Annotated in this window: 13 protein-coding genes; 12 read left to right on the top strand and 1 reads right to left on the bottom strand. The window is 65.9% G+C overall.

The window, feature by feature from the left end; translation table 11 throughout:
- The first annotated feature begins 105 nt into the window (after positions 1-105).
- The 12 genes from ftsW to ligA all read left to right on the top strand — a co-directional run bounded on the left by ftsW (position 106) and on the right by ligA (position 17,041).
- The gene (ftsW, locus tag ACVIIV_RS00225) at positions 106-1,257 is read left to right on the top strand and encodes a putative lipid II flippase FtsW (RefSeq protein ID WP_456742363.1); all 1,152 of its coding nucleotides are present in this window, start codon (positions 106-108) and stop codon (positions 1,255-1,257) included.
- Between the two features lie 110 nt (positions 1,258-1,367).
- Positions 1,368-2,468 carry an undecaprenyldiphospho-muramoylpentapeptide beta-N-acetylglucosaminyltransferase gene (gene murG / locus ACVIIV_RS00220; RefSeq protein ID WP_456742362.1) on the top strand — a complete coding sequence of 367 codons (1,101 nt, stop codon included), beginning with the start codon at positions 1,368-1,370 and terminating at the stop codon, positions 2,466-2,468.
- 122 nt (positions 2,469-2,590) lie between these two features.
- Positions 2,591-3,994 carry a UDP-N-acetylmuramate--L-alanine ligase gene (gene murC, locus ACVIIV_RS00215; protein ID WP_456742361.1) on the top strand — a complete coding sequence of 468 codons (1,404 nt, stop codon included), beginning with the start codon at positions 2,591-2,593 and terminating at the stop codon, positions 3,992-3,994.
- A gap of 4 nt (positions 3,995-3,998) precedes the next feature.
- The gene (gene murB, locus ACVIIV_RS00210; RefSeq protein ID WP_456742360.1) at positions 3,999-4,919 is read left to right on the top strand and encodes a UDP-N-acetylmuramate dehydrogenase; all 921 of its coding nucleotides are present in this window, start codon (positions 3,999-4,001) and stop codon (positions 4,917-4,919) included.
- Positions 4,920-5,037: 118 nt separating this feature from the next.
- Entirely contained in the window at positions 5,038-6,024 is a 987-nt protein-coding gene (locus ACVIIV_RS00205) for a D-alanine--D-alanine ligase family protein (protein WP_456742359.1), read from the top strand.
- A gap of 350 nt (positions 6,025-6,374) precedes the next feature.
- Positions 6,375-7,391, top strand: coding sequence for a cell division protein FtsQ/DivIB (locus ACVIIV_RS00200; protein ID WP_456742358.1), 1,017 nt, complete (start codon positions 6,375-6,377; stop codon positions 7,389-7,391).
- Positions 7,388-8,710 (top strand): cell division protein FtsA, encoded by a 1,323-nt coding sequence (gene ftsA / locus ACVIIV_RS00195; RefSeq protein ID WP_212376135.1) that lies wholly within the window; start codon positions 7,388-7,390, stop codon positions 8,708-8,710. Before ACVIIV_RS00200 ends, ftsA begins: the two co-directional genes overlap by 4 nt.
- Positions 8,711-8,797: 87 nt before the next feature.
- Entirely contained in the window at positions 8,798-10,588 is a 1,791-nt protein-coding gene (ftsZ, locus tag ACVIIV_RS00190) for a cell division protein FtsZ (protein WP_456742357.1), read from the top strand.
- Between the two features lie 354 nt (positions 10,589-10,942).
- The gene (lpxC, locus tag ACVIIV_RS00185) at positions 10,943-11,905 is read left to right on the top strand and encodes a UDP-3-O-acyl-N-acetylglucosamine deacetylase (RefSeq protein WP_456742356.1); all 963 of its coding nucleotides are present in this window, start codon (positions 10,943-10,945) and stop codon (positions 11,903-11,905) included.
- Between the two features lie 246 nt (positions 11,906-12,151).
- Positions 12,152-13,042 (top strand): outer membrane protein assembly factor BamD, encoded by an 891-nt coding sequence (locus ACVIIV_RS00180; RefSeq protein ID WP_456742355.1) that lies wholly within the window; start codon positions 12,152-12,154, stop codon positions 13,040-13,042.
- Between the two features lie 16 nt (positions 13,043-13,058).
- Complete coding sequence (gene recN / locus ACVIIV_RS00175; protein WP_456742354.1) at positions 13,059-14,732, top strand: DNA repair protein RecN; 1,674 nt, start codon at positions 13,059-13,061, stop codon at positions 14,730-14,732.
- A gap of 155 nt (positions 14,733-14,887) precedes the next feature.
- Positions 14,888-17,041, top strand: a complete 2,154-nt coding sequence (ligA, locus tag ACVIIV_RS00170; protein WP_456742353.1) for an NAD-dependent DNA ligase LigA — start codon at positions 14,888-14,890, stop codon at positions 17,039-17,041.
- A gap of 111 nt (positions 17,042-17,152) precedes the next feature.
- Here the strand turns inward: ligA and ACVIIV_RS00165 are convergent, their stop codons facing one another.
- Positions 17,153-18,427 (bottom strand): multidrug effflux MFS transporter, encoded by a 1,275-nt coding sequence (locus ACVIIV_RS00165; protein ID WP_456742352.1) that lies wholly within the window; start codon positions 18,425-18,427, stop codon positions 17,153-17,155.
- Positions 18,428-18,497: the final 70 nt, after the last annotated feature.

The raw sequence follows: 18,497 nt of genomic DNA, 5'->3' as shown, positions 1-18,497 counted from the left end.
TGCGTCCGGGGCACGAGACTGCCCACAACTTCATCCACTTCATTAACCCCCCGGTAACCAACCTCGGCGACCAATGGACGGACCTCTGTCCGAAAGCGGCCGCCCATGCTCTCCCGTGAAGAACGCACCCCCTTTTCCGAGTGGTGGTGGACCGTCGACAAGCCGCTGATGGGCGCCATCCTGGCCTTGATGCTGACCGGCGTGATCCTGTCGCTGGCGGCGAGCCCGCCGGTTGCGACCCGTATCGGGCTCGATCCCTTCCATTTCTTCGGCCGCCACGTGCTGTTCCTGGTGCCGTCCTGCATCGTGCTCGTCGGCGTGTCCTTCCTGTCGCCGCGCGCGATCCGCCGCTGGGCCCTGATCATCTTTGCGGCCAGCATCATCCTGATCGTGCTGACGCTCGCGATCGGCCCCGAGGTGAAGGGCTCGCGGCGCTGGATCACGCTGCTCGGCGTCAACATCCAGGCCTCCGAAATCGCCAAGCCGTCGTTCGTCGTCATTGCCGCCTGGCTGTTCGCGGAATCGACCAAGCGGCCGGAGATGCCGGCAACCTCGATGGCGCTGGTGCTGCTCCTGATGCTGGTCGCGCTGCTGGTGATGGAGCCCGACTTCGGTCAGACCATGCTGATCCTGATGGTGTGGGGCTCGCTGTTCTTCATCGCGGGCATGCGCATGATCTGGGTGTTCGGCCTCGCAGGTCTCGGCGCGGCCGGCCTGTTCAGCGCCTATCTGTTCGTTCCCCACGTCGCCGGCCGCATCAAGCGCTTCATGAACCCGGCCTCCGGCGACACCTTCCAGGTCGATACCGCCATGGAAGCCTTCTACAACGGCGGCTGGTTCGGCCTCGGACCCGGCGAAGGCATCGCCAAGCGCAGCCTGCCGGACAGCCACACCGACTTCGTGTTTGCGGTCGCGGCCGAAGAGTTCGGCATCATCCTGTGCCTTGCCATGTTGGCGCTGTTCGCCTTCGTCGTCATCCGCACGCTGTCGCGTGCCTATGCCAATGAGGACATGTTCTCGCGCTTTGCGGCCTCTGGGCTAGCGATCCTGTTCGGCGTGCAGGCGGCGATCAACATGTCGGTGAACCTGCAGCTCATCCCCGCCAAGGGCATGACGCTACCGTTCATCTCCTATGGCGGCTCCTCGATCGTGTCGCTGGCCTATGGTGTCGGCATGATGCTGGCCCTGACGCGGCTGCGCCCGCGCACCGAGGTCGAAGCGAGCGGTCACGCCGAGGCGATGCGCAGCTACGCTTAGCCTTTGTCATTGCGAGCGAAGCGAAGCAATCCAGAATCCCTCCGCGGCTACAGTCTGGATTGCTTCGCTTCGCTCGCAATGACGAGAAAGACCCTGTAAAACTCCCCGCCATGGACACGTCCCCCCTGATTCTTCTCGCCGCGGGCGGCACTGGCGGCCATCTGTTCCCCGCCGAGGCGCTCGGCGTCGAATTGATCCGGCGCGGCTTTCGCGTCCGCCTCGTCACCGACGAGCGCGCGCTGCGCTATAGCGGGCTGTTCAGCAAGGACATGATCGACGTCGTCAGAAGCGAGACCGCGCGCGGCCGCAATCCGTTCCAGCTCGCTTATGCCGGCCTCACGCTCGCCGTCGGCACGCTCTCCGCCTTTGGCTTGATCAAGCGATTGAAGCCGGTTGCCGTCGTCGGCTTCGGCGGGTATCCGACGCTGCCGCCGCTGGTCGCTGCGAAATTCGCCGGCGTGCCCGGGATCATCCACGACGCCAATGCCGTGCTCGGCCGCGCCAACCGGTTCCTGTCGAGCCGCGTGCGCGCCATCGCGACGTCCTTGCCCGGAGTGCTCGACCGCGATCCGGCGCTGTCGGGCAAGACCACGACCGTCGGCACGCCGATGCGTCCGGCGATCCTCGCGGCGGCTGCGGTGAAATATGCGGCACCTGACGTGAACGGACCGCTGCGCCTGCTTGTCGTCGGCGGCAGCCAGGGTGCGCGCATCATGGCCGATATCGTGCCGGGCGCGATCGAGCGGCTCGAGCCTGCATTATGGAGCCGCCTCGTTCTCACCCAGCAGGTGCGCGAAGAGGACATGAGCCGCGTGCGCGCGGTCTATGACAAGCTCAAGATCAAGGCGGAGCTGGCGCCGTTCTTCACGGATCTACCGGCGCGGCTGGCCGCCAACCATCTGGTGGTGTCGCGCTCCGGTGCCGGCACCGTCGCCGAGCTCGCGGCAATCGGCCGGCCCTCGATCCTGGTGCCGCTGCCCGGCTCGATCGATCAGGACCAGTTCGCCAATGCCGGTGTGCTGGCCAAGGTCGACGGCGCGATCCGTATTCCGCAGACCGAGTTCACCTCCGACCGCCTCGCCGCCGAGATCTCCGCCTTTGCCGCCGAGCCCGCGCGCCTTGCCGCCATGGCAGCGGCTGCGAAGGGGGCAGGGCGGCTCGATGCCGCCGAGCGGCTGGCCGATCTGGTGGTCAAGGTCGCGGGACTCTGACGCGAAAAAGCCCTTGTCTTCGCGTTCCAAAGCGGGGCATCCAGTAGGAAAGGCGCGCGGCTGATTTGGCCGTGACCTTCGCCAGATGCCGCCTTTCCGGCGGCAAGGTCAGGGAACTGAGCATGAGACTGCCGCGCGAGATCGGACCCATCCACTTCGTCGGGATCGGCGGGATCGGCATGAGCGGCATCGCCGAGGTGCTGGTCAATCTCGGCTACGCCGTGCAGGGCTCGGACGCCGCCGACAATTACAATCTCGACCGTCTGCGCAAGAAGGGCGCGAAGGTCTCGGTCGGCCATAAGGCCGAGAATATCGACGGTGCCGAGGTCGTGGTGGTGTCCTCCGCGATCAAGCGCGACAATCCGGAATTGATGGCGGCGCGCGAGAAACGCATTCCCGTGGTGCGTCGCGCCGAGATGCTGGCCGAATTGATGCGGCTGAAGAGCTGCGTCGCCATCGCCGGCACGCACGGCAAGACCACGACGACCACGATGGTCGCAACACTGCTCGATGCCGGCGGGCTCGATCCCACCGTCATCAACGGCGGCATCATCAACGCCTATGGATCCAACGCGCGTCTCGGCGCCGGCGACTGGATGGTGGTGGAGGCCGATGAGAGCGACGGCACGTTCCTGAAGCTGCCGACCGATGTCGCGATCGTCACCAATGTCGACCCCGAGCATCTCGATCACTTCAAGACCTTCGAGGCCGTGCAGGACGCCTTCCGTCACTTCGTCGAGAACCTGCCGTTCTACGGCTTCGCCGTGATGTGCATCGATCATCCCGTGGTGCAGAGCCTCGTCGGCAGCATCGAGGATCGCCGCATCATCACCTATGGCGAGAATCCGCAGGCCGATGCGCGGCTGGTCGACCTCACCGCGGGCGGCGGGGGCTCGAAGTTCAAGGTCGTGATCCGCGACCGTAAGACCGGCACCACGCACGAGATCGCCGACCTCGCGCTGCCGATGCCGGGCCGGCACAACGCCTCCAATGCGACAGCCGCGATCGCGGTCGCGCACACGCTCGGCGTTTCCGACGACAAGATCCGCAGTGCCCTTGCAGGCTTCGGCGGCGTCAAGCGTCGCTTCACCAAGACCGGCGAATGGAACGGCGTCACCGTGATCGACGATTACGGCCATCACCCCGTGGAGATCGCGGCGGTGCTGAAAGCGGCGCGCGATTCCTACACGGGCAAGGTGATCGCCGTGGTGCAGCCGCATCGCTACACCCGCCTGCAATCGCTGTTCGAGGAGTTCTGCACCTGTTTCAACGATGCCGATGCGGTTGTTGTCGCCGACGTCTATGCCGCCGGCGAAGCGCCGATCGACGGCATCGACCGCGACCATTTCGTCGCGGGCTTGCGCACCCACGGCCACCGCGAGGTGATCCCGCTGCCGGCGGCGTCTGAGCTCGCGGGCATCGTCAAGGGATTGGCGAAGCCCGGCGATCTCGTCGTGTGCTTAGGGGCCGGCAACATCACGCAATGGGCGTATGCGCTGCCTGGCGAATTGAAGGCGCTGGGGTGAAGTCGTGAGCTTCCCCGACATCACCCCCTCGCTCAAAGCCGCGATGCCTGAACTGCGGGGCCGGCTGCTGGCCAACCAGTCGCTCGCTGAACTGACCTGGTTTCGCGTCGGCGGGCCCGCGCAAGTGCTGTTCACGCCGGCGGACGAGGACGATCTCGCTTATTTCCTCGCGCATCTTGCCGCCGATATTCCCGTCTATGTCATCGGTGTCGGCTCCAACCTGATCGTGCGCGATGGCGGCATTACCGGCGTGGTGATCCGTCTTGCACCGCGCGCCTTCGGCGAGGCGACCGCGAGTGGAGACATCGTCGCCGCCGGCGCTGCCGCGCTCGACAAGCGCGTGGCGGAAGTCGCCGCGTCCGCCAATATCGGCGGGCTCGAATTCTTCTTCGGCATTCCCGGCACGATCGGCGGCGCGCTGCGCATGAATGCCGGCGCCAATGGCGGCGAGACCAAGGATGTGCTGATCGAAGCGCGCGGTGTCGGGCGCGATGGCACCAAGCACGTCTTTTCCAACGCCGACATGAAATTCGTCTATCGCAATAGCGGCGTCGATCCCTCCATCATCTTCACCTCCGCGCGGTTTCGCGGCGAGATCAGGGATAGTGATGCCATCCGCGCACGGATGGCGGATGTGCAAGCGCATCGCGAGACCGCGCAGCCGATCCGCGAGAAGACCGGCGGCTCGACCTTCAAGAATCCGCCCGGCCATTCCGCCTGGAAGCTGGTCGATGCCGCCGGCTGTCGCGGCCTGCGCGTCGGCGGTGCGCAGGTCTCGGAGATGCACTGCAACTTCCTGATCAACACCGGCGATGCCACCGCGCGCGATATCGAGACGCTGGGCGAGACCGTGCGCGAACGCGTGAAGGCAAATTCGGGAATTGAGCTACACTGGGAAATCAAGCGGATCGGGGTTTCCGCGTGAATGTCATCCCGGGGCGAGCGGAGCGCGAACTATGGTGCGCAATTGCGCACCTGAGAATCTCGAGATTCCGGGTTCGATGCTGCGCACCGCCCCGGAATGACGAAATGTGAGGACACGAATGCGCATCACCATCCTCTTCGGCGGCTCCAACAGAGAGCGTCTTGTATCGGTCGCCTCGGCCCAGGCGCTGCATCAGGCATTGCCTGAGGCTGACCTCTGGTGGTGGGACGTCGAGGACAAGGTGCACGTCGTGCAGTCCAGGCAGCTGCTCGAACATGCCCGTCCGTTCGAGGACGAGTTCAAGCCGGGCACATCAGGCATTCCGCTGATGCAGGCGCTCGATCAGGCCAAGGCGGAAGATCGCGTGCTGGTGCTCGGCCTGCATGGCGGACGTGCGGAGAATGGCGAATTGCAGGTGATGTGCGAGGCGCGCGGCGTGCCTTTCACCGGCTCGGGCTCGGCCTCCTCGCATCTCGCCTTCGACAAGATCGCGGCCAAGCGGTTCGCCGCGCTCGGCGGCGTGACGCCGCCGGCAAACGTTGCGCTTGATGACATCGACAAGGCCTTCGCCGAATACGGCAGGCTGATCGCAAAGCCGGCGCGCGACGGGTCGAGCTACGGACTGATCTTCGTCAACGCCAAGCAGGATCTCGTCGCCGTCCGCAACGCGGCGAAGCATGAAGAGTACGTGATCGAGCCTTACATCGCCGGTGTCGAGGCAACTTGCGGCGTGCTGGAGCGCACCGATGGCTCGATCATCTCACTGCCGCCGATCGAGATCATTCCGGGCGAGGGCAATTTCGATTACGCCGCCAAATATCTCCTGAAGTCGACCCAGGAGATCTGCCCCGGTCGTTTCGCACCCGAGATCGCCGCCGCGCTGAAGGAGCAGGCGATGCTGGCCCATCGGGCGATGTCCTGCACCGGCTATTCCCGCTCGGACTTCATCGTCTCGGCAAGGGGTCTCGTCTATCTCGAGACCAACACGCTGCCCGGGCTGACCAAGTCATCGCTCTACCCCAAGGCGCTGAAAGCCGAAGGCATCGAATTCGTCGACTTCCTGCGGGGCCTGGTCGAGCTCGCCGGGCAGCGCGTGCGGAAATAATTAGGACTGGTTAACGGCCGGATCGGCGAATCGGCCGGGTTTGGTGACCAAAACCGGTAAAATGCCGGACATCGCGGCACAAATGCCTCACATCGCGGGGCAAAATGCGCAAGTCGTTAACGAAGTTTACCTTTTGTTTACCAGGACGTCCGAAGGTTAACGCTGGCGGCGCATATGGCGCTTTGGCTGCCGGTGCGTGAGCTGTCGCGGGTGATGTCACCCCCAGCGAACGCTTTGAAGGGGAGAGGTTTTCTTCTGCTGAAGACCAGCACCCGGCCCGGCACGTCCGAGACGTCATGTTCGCCAGGATCCGCGCGATGTCGCGGGCAAACTGTTGACGAGCTCGTGCAATGGATGGAGCAGGAAGCCTCACCCGATCGCTGTTCAGATCGCTGAGGCCCCAAGCTGACCTGAAGGCGGCCGCGATCGGAGCGGTCGTGCTTTTGCGCGAGTGGGTGCAGGACAAGCACGCTGAGGCGCGTGCTGCGGCCAAGGCCAAAGCCAAAGCCAATGCCGTCGTCGAGCGTGAGCCGCCGCCGCGCGTGGTTGCGCTGGTCGAGCGCTATCTGCCGCGCCGGGTCGGCATCAGCATGACCGTGATGCTCTTGATCGGAAGCTGCGGCTTCGGCATCGTCAAGGGCGGCCATCTCCAGGATTTCATCACCGCGGTCAGCGACGCCCGCAATGCGCTGGCCAATTCAGCCGGCTTCCGCATCACCTCCGTCGTGATCAACGGCCGCAAGCAGCTGACCCAGGACGAAATCCTCGCGATCGGCGGCGTCAGCGGCCGCTCCTCGCTGCTGTTCCTCGACGCCGACGCGGTGCGCGACAAGCTCAAGGCCAATCCCTGGATCGCGGATGCGACCGTGCTGAAGCTCTATCCGGGCCAGCTCATGATCGAGCTCACCGAGCGCAAGGCGTTCGCGCTGTGGCAGGAGGCCGGCCGTCTCTCGGTCATCGCCGATGACGGCGCCGTGCTCGAGCCCTACGTCTCGCGCCGCTTCCTGACGTTGCCGCTCGTGGTCGGCAAGGGAGCCGATACGCAGGCCCGGGATTTCCTGGCGCTGCTGGCACGTTATCCGCAGGTCAATTCGGTGACCAAAGCCGCGATCTTCGTCGGCGAGCGGCGCTGGAATCTGAGGCTCAAGGACGGCCTCGACATCCGCCTGCCCGAGCAGGACGTCGGCAACGCGCTTGCGATGCTGTCGAAGCTCGACAAGGAAGACAGGCTGTTCTCCCGCGATATCGTCGCCGTCGACATGCGCCTGCCCGATCGCCTGGTGGTGCAGCTGTCTGAGGACGCTGCCAAGGCGCGCGAGGAGCAGTTCAAGGACAAGAAGAAAAAGAAGGCCGGGGATTCCGCATGACCGGCCTTGATCGCACCCAGACGCCGAAGACGCGCCCGATGCCGCACAAGCGCGGCGGCCTCGTCGCCTGCCTCGACATCGGCACCAGCAAGATCGCCTGCATGATCGCACGGCTGAAGCCGTCGCCGCCGAGCGATGCGCTGCGCGGCCGGACCCACGCGGTGGAGCTGGTCGGCTACAGCCAGATCCAGGCGCGCGGCATGAAGGCCGGCGCGGTGATCGATCTCGGCGAATGCGAGCAGGCGGTGCGCCAGGCCGTCGGGCTTGCGGAGAAGATGGCCAAGGTGCGGGTCGAGTCGGTGCTGCTGTCGGTCTCCGGCGGCCGGCCGGCCGGTCAGCTGGTCGAAGCCGCCGCCGACATCCGCGGCGGCGCCGTGACGCCGGCCGATGTCAGCCGCGTCACCTCCACCGGCATGCGCCACGCCACCGGCGAAGGCCGCACCGTGCTGCATGCGCTGCCGGTCGGCTACACGCTCGACGGAGTCAAGGGCATCCGCGATCCCCGCGGCATGGTCGCTCACCAGTTCGGCGTCGACATGAACGTCGTCACCTGCGACGCCACTGTGGCGCGGAACCTGATGCTGGCGGTGGAACGCTGCCACATCAATGTCGAAGCCATGGCGGCGAGCCCCTATGTCGCCGGCCTGTCGGTGCTGACCGACGACGAGGCTGATCTCGGCGCCGCCGTCGTCGAGATGGGCGCCGGCACCACCACGATTGCCGTTTATTCAGGCGGCCGCTTCGTGCATGCGGCGGGTTTTGCGGTCGGCGGGCAACATATCACGATGGATCTAGCGCGCGGACTCTCGGCGACCATTGCCGATGCCGAGCGAATCAAGACCTTATACGGGACCGTCATCACCGGCGGATCGGACTCGCGTGAGCTGATGTCTGTGCCGACAGCCGGTGACGAGCAGGATCTGCCGCAGATCGTTTCCCGCGCCACCATAGCGAACATCGTCAAGCACCGTGCCGAGGAAGTCTTCGAAATGGTTCGGGACAAGCTGAAGGATTCGCCCTTCGCCTCAGAGCCCAACGGCCGCGTCGTGCTTTCGGGGGGCGCCTCGCAGCTGACCGGTCTCGTCGAGCTCGGCACCCAGATTCTCGGCCGGCCCGTGCGGGTCGGCCGTCCGCTCGGTTTCGGCCGGCTGCCCAACGAGGCGAAGAACGCCGCGTTCGCGGTGCCGACCGGACTCCTCGTCTACCCGCAATATGTTCACCTCGAACATGTCGAACCGCGGCATACGCGGCAGCAGGTCAAGACAGGGACCGGCGGATATTTCGGAAAGGTCGGACGATGGCTACGCGAGGGCTTCTGATGACTGCTTTCCGCAATCTTCGATTTTCACCAACTCCCGCGGCCGCCGGCCGGGGCGAACCCACGCGCGCGTGATCGAGAGGCAACCATGACCATCAGCATCAATGTTCCTGATATTCACGAACTGAAGCCCCGGATCACCGTGTTCGGCGTCGGCGGCGCCGGTGGCAACGCCGTCAACAACATGATCACGGCGGGCCTGCAGGGCGTCGACTTCGTGGTCGCCAACACCGACGCGCAGGCGCTGACGATGTCGAAGGCGCAGCGCATCGTGCAGATGGGCACGGCGGTCACGCAAGGGCTCGGCGCGGGCTCGCAGCCGAACGTCGGCGCGGCGGCGGCGGAAGAGGTGATCGACGAGCTGCGCGACCATCTCTCGGGCGCCAACATGGTGTTCGTCACCGCCGGCATGGGCGGCGGCACCGGCACCGGTGCAGCGCCCGTGATCGCCAAGACCGCGCGCGACATGGGCATCCTCACCGTGGGCGTCGTGACCAAGCCGTTCCACTTCGAAGGCGGCCGCCGCATGCGCACCGCCGAAGCCGGCATCAACGAGCTGCACAAGGTCGTCGATACGCTCCTGATCATCCCGAACCAGAACCTGTTCCGGGTCGCCAACGAGAAGACCACCTTCGCCGACGCCTTCGCGATGGCCGACCAGGTGCTCTACTCGGGCGTCGCCTGCATCACCGACCTGATGGTCAAGGAAGGCCTGATCAACCTCGACTTCGCCGACGTGAGAGCGGTGATGAGGGAAATGGGCAAGGCGATGATGGGCACCGGCGAAGCCTCCGGCGACAAGCGCGCGCTGACCGCCGCGGAAGCCGCGATCGCCAACCCGCTGATCGACGATTCGTCGATGAAGGGCGCCAAGGGCCTCCTCATCTCCATCACCGGCGGCAAGGACCTCACGCTGTTCGAGGTCGATGAGGCCGCGACCCGCATCCGCGAGGAAGTCGACCAGGACGCCAACATCATCGTCGGCGCGACCTTCGACGAAGCGCTCGACGGCCTGATCCGCGTGTCGGTGGTCGCCACCGGCATCGAGCAGGCCGCGATCGCCCGCAACAGCCAGGCGACCTCCGCTCCCGTCGCGAACCCGGCACCGCAGGTGCAGCAGGCTGCCGCACCGGCCGCCGCTGCCGAGAGCCGTCTCGCCGACCTCACCGCGCGGCTCCGTGCCGACAACCAGCGTCTGGCCGAACGCGCCCAGAAGCTGGAAGCCCAGCCCCCGGCCGCCGCGCAGGCTCCGGCTGCTGCCGCGCCCCGTCCGAACGTCGAGCGGGCTGCGCTCGCCGCGATCGCCGCTGCCGTTGCTGAAGCCCCGCAGGCGCCCGCGCCGCAGACCTATGGCGACGTCACCGTGCGCCCGATCGCGCAGAAGCCGACCCTGTTCCCGGAGCCGGACATGACCCCGGTCGCGATGCAGGAGCCAATGACGCCGGAAAACTTCATTCCGCCCCAGGCCGAACGTCCGCCGGTCCGTGCGCCGCGGATGCCGCGCATTGAGGATCTGCCGATGCCGGCCCAGGCCGAGATTCGTCAGGCCCGCGGCGAGGTTGAAGAAGAGACCCCGCAGAAGACCCGCCTGTCGCTGCTGCAGCGCCTCGCCAATGTCGGGCTCGGCCGTCGCGACGAGGAGGCTGAGCCGCCGGTCGCGGCCCGCACCGCCGGTCCCGCGATGCCGCCGCTGCCTGAGCGCCGGCCGCAAAAAACCGTGGCGCAGCAGATCGCGGCCAGCGAACCGGTGTCGGAGTATGCTCGCCGTCCCGCGCCGCAGGGCTTGGACATGCATGGCCGCCCCGCACCTGTTGCGCCGGCGCCACAGGGCGACGACCATCTTGATATCCCGGCCTTCCTGCGGCGGCAGGCGACCTGAGGATTGTTACAATAAGGCAGACGAAAAAAGGTCCCGGCGAGAAGCTTGCCGGGACCTTTCCTTTTGCCCCGCGCATACCCGGATTGCGCAACCAAGCAACTGATTTTAAATGATTAATTACGCATTCGATGGTTCAGTAAAACTGCCGGTAGCAGCCCCAAACCTCGGCGCAATTTGGTTAAGCCTTGGCGCGAATACGGCAGGTTTGGGGTAACAATCGGTAAAAAAGCGTGAGTTGGCGCTGTTTGAGGCAGTGACTATGGTTTGCCGTGACTTGGGGATACGGATTCGCGGGAACGTCGGCACTGGCCGGCTAGGTGGGTCTCGTATAAGTCGTAGTGGGGCGGGTTCCTGATGAAATTTAGCCGGCAAACAACGCTTCGTGCGCAAGCCTCTGTGGCAGGCGTGGGCGTTCATTCCGGTCTTCCCGTTACTCTCACGCTTGGGCCTGCGCCTGTCGACGCGGGTTTTATTTTTGTCCGCACCGGACTTGAGGGAAGTGACCGCGAAGTCCAGGCGACCGCCGAGCAGGTGATCGCGACCGACTTCGCCACTGTCCTCGGCGACCACGATGGCCCGCTGGTGTCCACCGCCGAGCACGTGCTTGCTGCTTTGCGGGGCATGGGCGTCGACAACGCCACCATTGAGATCGACGGTCCCGAAGTCCCGATCATGGACGGCAGCGCTGCGGCCTTCATTGCGGCAATCGACCAGGCCGGCATCGTCACCCAGCCGGCGCAGCGCCGCTTCATTCAGATTTTGAAGCCGATCTCGGTCAAGATCGGCGACTCCTTCGGCGAGATCAGGCCCCACGCCAGCGGGTTCCGCGTCGAGGTCGAGATCGACTTCACCAATCCCGTCATCGGCCAGCAGAGCTACGCCTTCGACCTCAACCCGGAAGGTTTCCGCCGCGAAGTCGGCCGGGCCCGGACTTTCGGCCTGATGTGCGATGTCGCGCGGCTCTGGAGCGCGGGCTATGCCCTCGGCGCCTCCTTCGACAACACCGTCGTGTTCGATGACGAGCGGCTCCTCAATACCGAGGGTCTGCGCTACGCCGACGAATGCGCCCGCCACAAGGTGCTGGATGTGATCGGCGACCTCTCGCTGGCCGGCCTGCCGCTGCTTGGCGCCTACCGCTCGGTGCGTGGCGGCCACAAGCTCAACCACGCTGTCCTGACCGCGCTGCTCGCCGACCGGACCGCCTGGCGGGTGGTCGAGGGCGAGGCTGCCCGCCGCACCACGCGTCCCGTGGGCGAGGTCGGCCGCGGCATCGTCGGCGGCCGGATCGCCGCGGCGTTCGGACCGGATGTGTCCTGAAGAGACCTGTCGCCCTGGCGTTTGGTTGGCGGCTCCCCCGGGGAAACTCCTGGTAACCATGATCGGCTAGCATTGCGGCACGTTCGCCTTAATCCGGGCGGAATGGCTGCCTATCCGGTAGGTTAACGATCGTTTTTCGGATACATCGGCGTGGTCGCATGGCAGGCACCACGGTTACATTTCGCGCCCATGACGGGGTTCGTGGGCTGGCGGGCACCGCATCACAGGGCGTCAGGGCTTAAACTCATGTCGGCACAGCGTATGACGCGCGGATATTTCTCGGTCTCGTCGCGAGCCCGTGGGCTGCTTCAGGCCGTCACCTTCGTCATGCTCGCGCTGCCGCTCGCCGGTTGCGGCACGGGAGCGCTCTGGGACAAGTTCACCGCCAAGGACGACACCTTCGTCGAGGAGCCCGCCGACAAGATCTACAATGAGGGCCTGTACCTCATGAACGAGAAGAAGGACATGAAGGCGGCGAACAAGAAGTTCGAAGAGGTCGACCGCCAGCATCCTTATTCCGACTGGGCCCGCAAATCGCTGCTGATGTCGGCCTATGCGTCCTATCAGGGCGGCGACTATGACGGCTGCATCGGCGCCGCCACCCGCTATGTCACGCTGCATCCCGGCAGCCCGGACGCGGCCTATGCGCAATACCTGATTGCCGCCTCCCATTACGACCAGATTCCCGACATCAGCCGCGACCAGGCCCGCACCGAAAAGGCGATCGCCGCGCTGGAAGAGGTGGTGCGCAAATATCCAACTTCCGAATATGCGACTTCGGCCAAGGCCAAGATCGAGGGCGCGCGCGACCAGCTCGCCGGCAAGGAAATGAATGTCGGCCGCTACTACGCCCAGAAGCGCGACTACACGGCCGCGATCAACCGTTACAAGACCGTCGTAACGCAGTACCAGACGACCCGCCATGTCGAGGAGGCGCTGTTCCGGCTCACCGAAGCCTATATGGCGATCGGCATCGTCGGCGAGGCGCAGACCGCGGCGGCCGTGCTTGGGCACAATTTTCCTGACAGCCGCTGGTACAAGGACGCCTATAATCTTGTAAAATCCGGCGGTCTCGAGCCGAGCGAGAATCAGGGGTCCTGGATCAGCCGGACCTTCAAGAAGATGGGCCTCGGCTAGGAAGTTTTGGGGTTCCATGCTGGCGCGTCTGTCGATCCGTGACATCGTCCTGATCGAACGGCTCGATATCGAATTCGCCACCGGCCTTGCGGTTTTGACCGGCGAGACTGGGGCGGGCAAGTCCATCCTGCTCGATGCCTTCGCACTGGCGCTCGGCGGCCGCGGCGACGCCGGGCTCGTGCGCCACGGCGCGGAGCAGGGGCAGGTCACCGCCGTGTTCGATGTCCCGAAGAATCACCCTGCGACCAAGATTCTGGCCGAGAATGGCCTAGACGACACCGGGGAGATGATTCTCCGCCGCGTGCAGCTCGCCGACGGCCGCACCCGTGCCTTCATCAACGACCAGTCGATCAGCGTGCAGACGCTGAAGGCGGTCGGCGCCGCCCTGGTCGAGATCCACGGCCAGCATGACGAGCGCGCGCTGGTCGATGCCGCCACCCACCGCCGCCTGCTCGACGCATTTGCCGGCCTGGAAAAGGACGTCGCGGCGGTCGAAGCGCTCTGGGACGAGCGCCGCACCGCCAACACCGCGCTGGAGCAGCATCGCGCCGCCATGGAGCATGCCGCACGCGAGGCCGATTATCTGCGCCATGCCTCCGACGAGCTGAAGCAGCTCGCGCCCAAGGACGGCGAGGAGACTGCACTGGCTTCGCGCCGCACCACCATGATGCAGGGCGAGAAGATCGCCTCGGACCTGCGCGAGGCGCAGGAGGCGGTCGGCGGCAATCATTCGCCGGTCGCGGCGCTGTCGGCGGCGGTGCGCCGGCTGGAGCGCCGCGGCGTCAACTCGCCGGCGCTGGTCGAGCCTGCGGTGAGGGCGATCGACGCTGCGATCAACGCGCTCGAGGAAGCCGATCAGCACCTCCAGGCGGCGTTGGCCGCAACCGATTTCGATCCGGCCGAGCTCGAACGCATCGAGGAGCGGCTTTTTGCTTTGCGTGCGGCGTCTCGCAAATATTCGACGCCGGTCGACGGTCTCGCCGCGCTGGCCGCCAAATATGCCGCCGACGTCGTCCTGATCGATGCCGGCGCTTCGCGGCTCAAGAAGCTGGAGCAGGCCGCGATCGAGGCAGATAGCCGCTATGCCGCCGCCGCCAAGAAGCTGTCGCTGGCGCGGCAGAAGTCGGCGGAGAAGCTCAACAAGGCGGTCAATGCCGAGCTGGCGCCGCTCAAGCTCGAACGCGCAAGATTCATGACCCAGGTCGAGACCGACGAGGCCGCGCCGGGGCCGCAAGGGTTCGATCGCGTCGAGTTCTGGGTGCAGACCAATCCGGGCACCAAGCCGGGTCCGCTGATGAAGGTCGCCTCCGGCGGTGAGCTGTCGCGCTTCCTCCTGGCGCTCAAGGTCGTGCTGTCCGACCGCGGTTCGGCGCCGACGCTCGTCTTCGACGAGATCGACACCGGCGTCGGCGGCGCGGTTGCGGACGCCATCGGCGGGCGCTTGGCGCGGCTTGCCGGCAAGGTCCAGGTCATGGCCGTGACCCACGCCCCGCAGGTCGCCGCCCGCGCCGACCAGCACCTCCTCATCTCCAAGGACGCCCTCGACAAGGGCAAGCGCGTCGCCACCCGCGTCAATGCGCTCGCCGCGGACCACCGCCGCGAGGAAATCGCCCGGATGCTGGCGGGTGCCGAGATCACGGCGGAGGCGAGGGCGGCGGCGGAGAGGTTGCTCAAGGCGGCGACGGCTTAGGTTTCGTGTCCCGGACGCGCGCAGCGCGAGCCGGGACCCAGACTACCGCCACATGGGCCCCGGCTCGGCAGCGCATCGCTTCGCGCTGCGCTGCGTCCGGGGCACGAAAGTCAACCGCCTTTACCCTTCCGCCCGCTCCGTCGTATCCAAGCACCATGGCCAGAGCAGCAAAATCCAAAGCAACACCGCTTCGCGACGTCGCCGACCTCACCAAGGCGCAGGCCAAGGTCGAGCACATGCGGCTCGCGCTCGAGATCGAGGGGCACAACGAGCGCTACTATCAGGAGGACGCGCCCACCGTCACCGACGCCGAGTACGACGCGCTGCGTCGTCGCTTCGATGCGATCGAAAAACGCTTTCCCGAGTTCGTCAGCGCGGACTCGCCCTCGCAGAAGGTCGGCGCGGCGCCGTCGGGCCGCTTCAAGAAAGTCCGGCATGCCGTGCCCATGCTGTCGCTCGACAATGCCTTTGCCGAAGAGGACGTGCGCGACTTCGTCGGCCGCATCGTGCGGTTCCTGAAGCTCGACGACGACAAGGTCAATTTCTCCGCCGAGCCGAAGATCGACGGGCTCTCGATGTCGCTGCGCTACGAGGGCGGCGAACTCGTCACCGCTGCGACGCGCGGCGACGGTGCGGTCGGCGAGGACGTCACCGCCAACATCCGCACGCTCGAAGACGTGCCGCAGAAGCTGAAGGGACGCAACGTCCCCGACATCTGCGAGGTGCGCGGCGAGGTCTACATGACCAAGAAGGCGTTCCTCGCGCTCAACGAGCGGCAGAAGGCGGAAGGCGGCACCATTTTCGCCAATCCGCGCAATTCGGCCGCAGGCTCCTTGCGGCAGAAGGACCCGACCATCACCGCCTCCCGTCCCCTCGGCTTCTTCGCCTATGCGTGGGGGCAGATGAGCGCGATGCCGGAGGATACGCAGAGCGGCATGATCGGCTGGTTCGAGGGCTGCGGCTTCAAGACCAATCCGCTGACCAAGCTCTGTCACTCCGTCGAGGAGCTGCTCGCTTTTCATCATGCGATCGAGGAGCAGCGCGCACGGCTCGACTACGACATCGACGGCGTCGTCTACAAGGTCGACCGCATCGACTGGCAGGAGCGGCTCGGCTTCGTCTCGCGCACGCCGCGCTGGGGCATCGCGCACAAATTCCCGGCCGAGCGCGCCATGACGGTGCTGCGCGACATCGAGATCCAGGTTGGCCGCACCGGCTCGTTCACGCCGGTCGGCAAGCTCGAGCCGGTCGGCGTCGGCGGCGTGATCGTGCAAAACGTCACGCTGCACAACGAGGACTACATCAAGGGCATCGGCAACAAGGGCGAGGTGCTGCGCGAGGGCCGCGATATCAGGATCGGCGACACCGTCGTGATCCAGCGCGCCGGCGACGTCATCCCGCAGGTGGTCGATGTCGTCCTCGACAAGCGCCCGAAGACGGCCAAGGAATTCCACTTCCCGAAGAAGTGCCCGTGTCCGCTGCACACCGACGTCGTGCGCGAGGAGACGGCGGCGGGCGAGGAGGGCTCGCGCGCCCGCTGCACCGGCGAGTTCGCCTGTCCCTATCAGAAGATCGAGCATCTCAAGCTGTTCGTGTCGCGGCGGGCCTTCGACATCGACGGTCTTGGCGAGAAGCAGCTCCAGTATTTCTACGACGAGGGGTGGGTGAAGGAGCCCGCCGACATCTTCACGCTGGAGAAACGCAACGCGAAGCTGAGGCTCGAGGAGGTCGAGGGCTACGGCGCGACCTCGGTGCGCAACCTGTTCGGCGCCATCGAGAACCGGCGAAAAATTGCGCTGGAGCGCTTCATCTATGCGCTCGGCATGCGCCATGTCGGCGAGACCACGGCGCTGGCGCTGGCGCGCGGCTATGGCTCGTGGGACGCCTTCCACGATGCCTGCCTCAAGGTCGCCAAGGGCGACGAGGAGGCGATGGCAGACATGGACGCGCTCGACCAGATCGGCGACACCGTGATCAAGAGCATCGCCGATTATTTCGGCGAGAGCCACAACCGCGGCATCGTCGAACGGCTGACCAGCGAGGTCGAGATCGTCGACGCCGAGAAGCCGAAGAGCAATTCGGCCGTCGCCGGCAAGACCGTGGTGTTCACGGGCTCGCTGGAGAAGATGACGCGGGATGAAGCCAAGGCGACGGCTGAGCGTTTAGGGGCAAAGGTGTCGGGCTCGGTATCGAAAAAGACCGATCTCGTCATCGCCGGCCCCGGCGCAGGCTCGAAGCTCGCGGAAGCCAACAAGCACGGCGTCAAGGTGCTGACCGAGGACGAGTGGCTGAAGCTGATCGGGGAGTGAAGGTTTCTTCCGTCATTGCGAGCGGAGCGAAGCAATCCGGAATCTTTCCGCGGTGACAGTCTGGATTGCTTCGCTGCGCTCGCAATGACGGGGAAGGGCGTCATGCCCCCCTCACATCATCCCCGTCTCTTCCTCCTCGGCCTGCTCGATCAGCGCCTCGCTCACCACGACCTCGCGGCGGGGCACGACGAAGATCATCACGCAGGCGCAGAGCAGCGAGACCGCGAGGACCGCAGAGGTGAGCGGCAGCGTCGTTGCGGAGTGGCCGCCGAGATAGGCGCCGAATTGCGACATCAGCGCGCCGATACCTTGCTGCAGGAAGCCCATCGCGCCTGAGGCGGTACCGGCGGCTTCAGGGCGGATGCTGATCGCGCCGGCGGCGGAATTGGCCATCACGAAGGCATTGCCGGCCATCACGATCATCTGGGTGCCGAACAGCCAGGCGGGGGCTTCATTCCAGCCGATCAAGCTCCACAGCAGGTTCGCAAGGCTGCCGGCGAGCTGCAGCGCGAGGCCGAACCAGATCAGCTTCTCCAGCGAATGCCGCGGCGCAAAGCGCACGCAGAGCAGATTACCGACGAGAAACGCAAAGCCCGTTGTCGCAAACCACGCGCCATATTCGGCGCTGCTGCGTCCCATCTGCGTCACCACGATGTAGGGGCCGCCGCCTGCGAAGGTGAAGATGATCTGCGAGGCTAGCACCTGGCACATCACATAGCCGACGAAGGCACGATTGCGGATCAGCATGCCGACATCGCGGCGGAAGCCGCTGCCGGCAGCCCGGCTGCGGCGCGTCTCCGGCAACGCCACGGCGATACCGACGGCGACAATGATCGCGGCGATGGTGATGGCGTAGAAGATCGCGCGCCAGCCGAACGCGGTCTCGATCAGGCCGCCGGTGAGCGGCGAGACCATCTGGCCGATCATCAGCGCCGCGACCACGAGGCTGATCATCGAGGCGACGCGATCGCGCTCGTAGATGTCGCGGATGATGGCGCGGCTTACCACCATGCCGGCGGCGCCGCCCAGCGCCTGGAAGAAGCGCGCGGCGATCAGCTGCGGCAGGTTCTGCGCGAAGATGCAGGCGATGCTGGCCGCCACCATCAGCGCCAGTCCTCCGAGCAGCACCGGACGCCGTCCGAACCGGTCCGACAGCGGACCCATGATCAGCTGCGACAGCGCGATGCCGACCATGTAGAGCGACACCGTCATCTGCGCGATCGAGATGTCGCTGCCGAAATTCGTCGCCAGCACCGGCAGCGCCGGAACCAGCATGTAGAGCGAGATCGGCGCGATGCCGGTCATGACGACCAGCAGCAGCAACACCACGCGCGATGTCGCGATGTCGGTGGCCGCTCCCGGCGGCTTGCTGATCATGCCGTGCATCGCCGGACACTAGCCGCATCGCATTGCGAGCGAATACGGCCATTTCGGCATACGGCTATGCGCAAGGCGT

This window comes from Bradyrhizobium sp. USDA 4354 (assembly GCF_054060315.1).
This window is presented reverse-complemented; position numbering and strand designations above follow the sequence as displayed.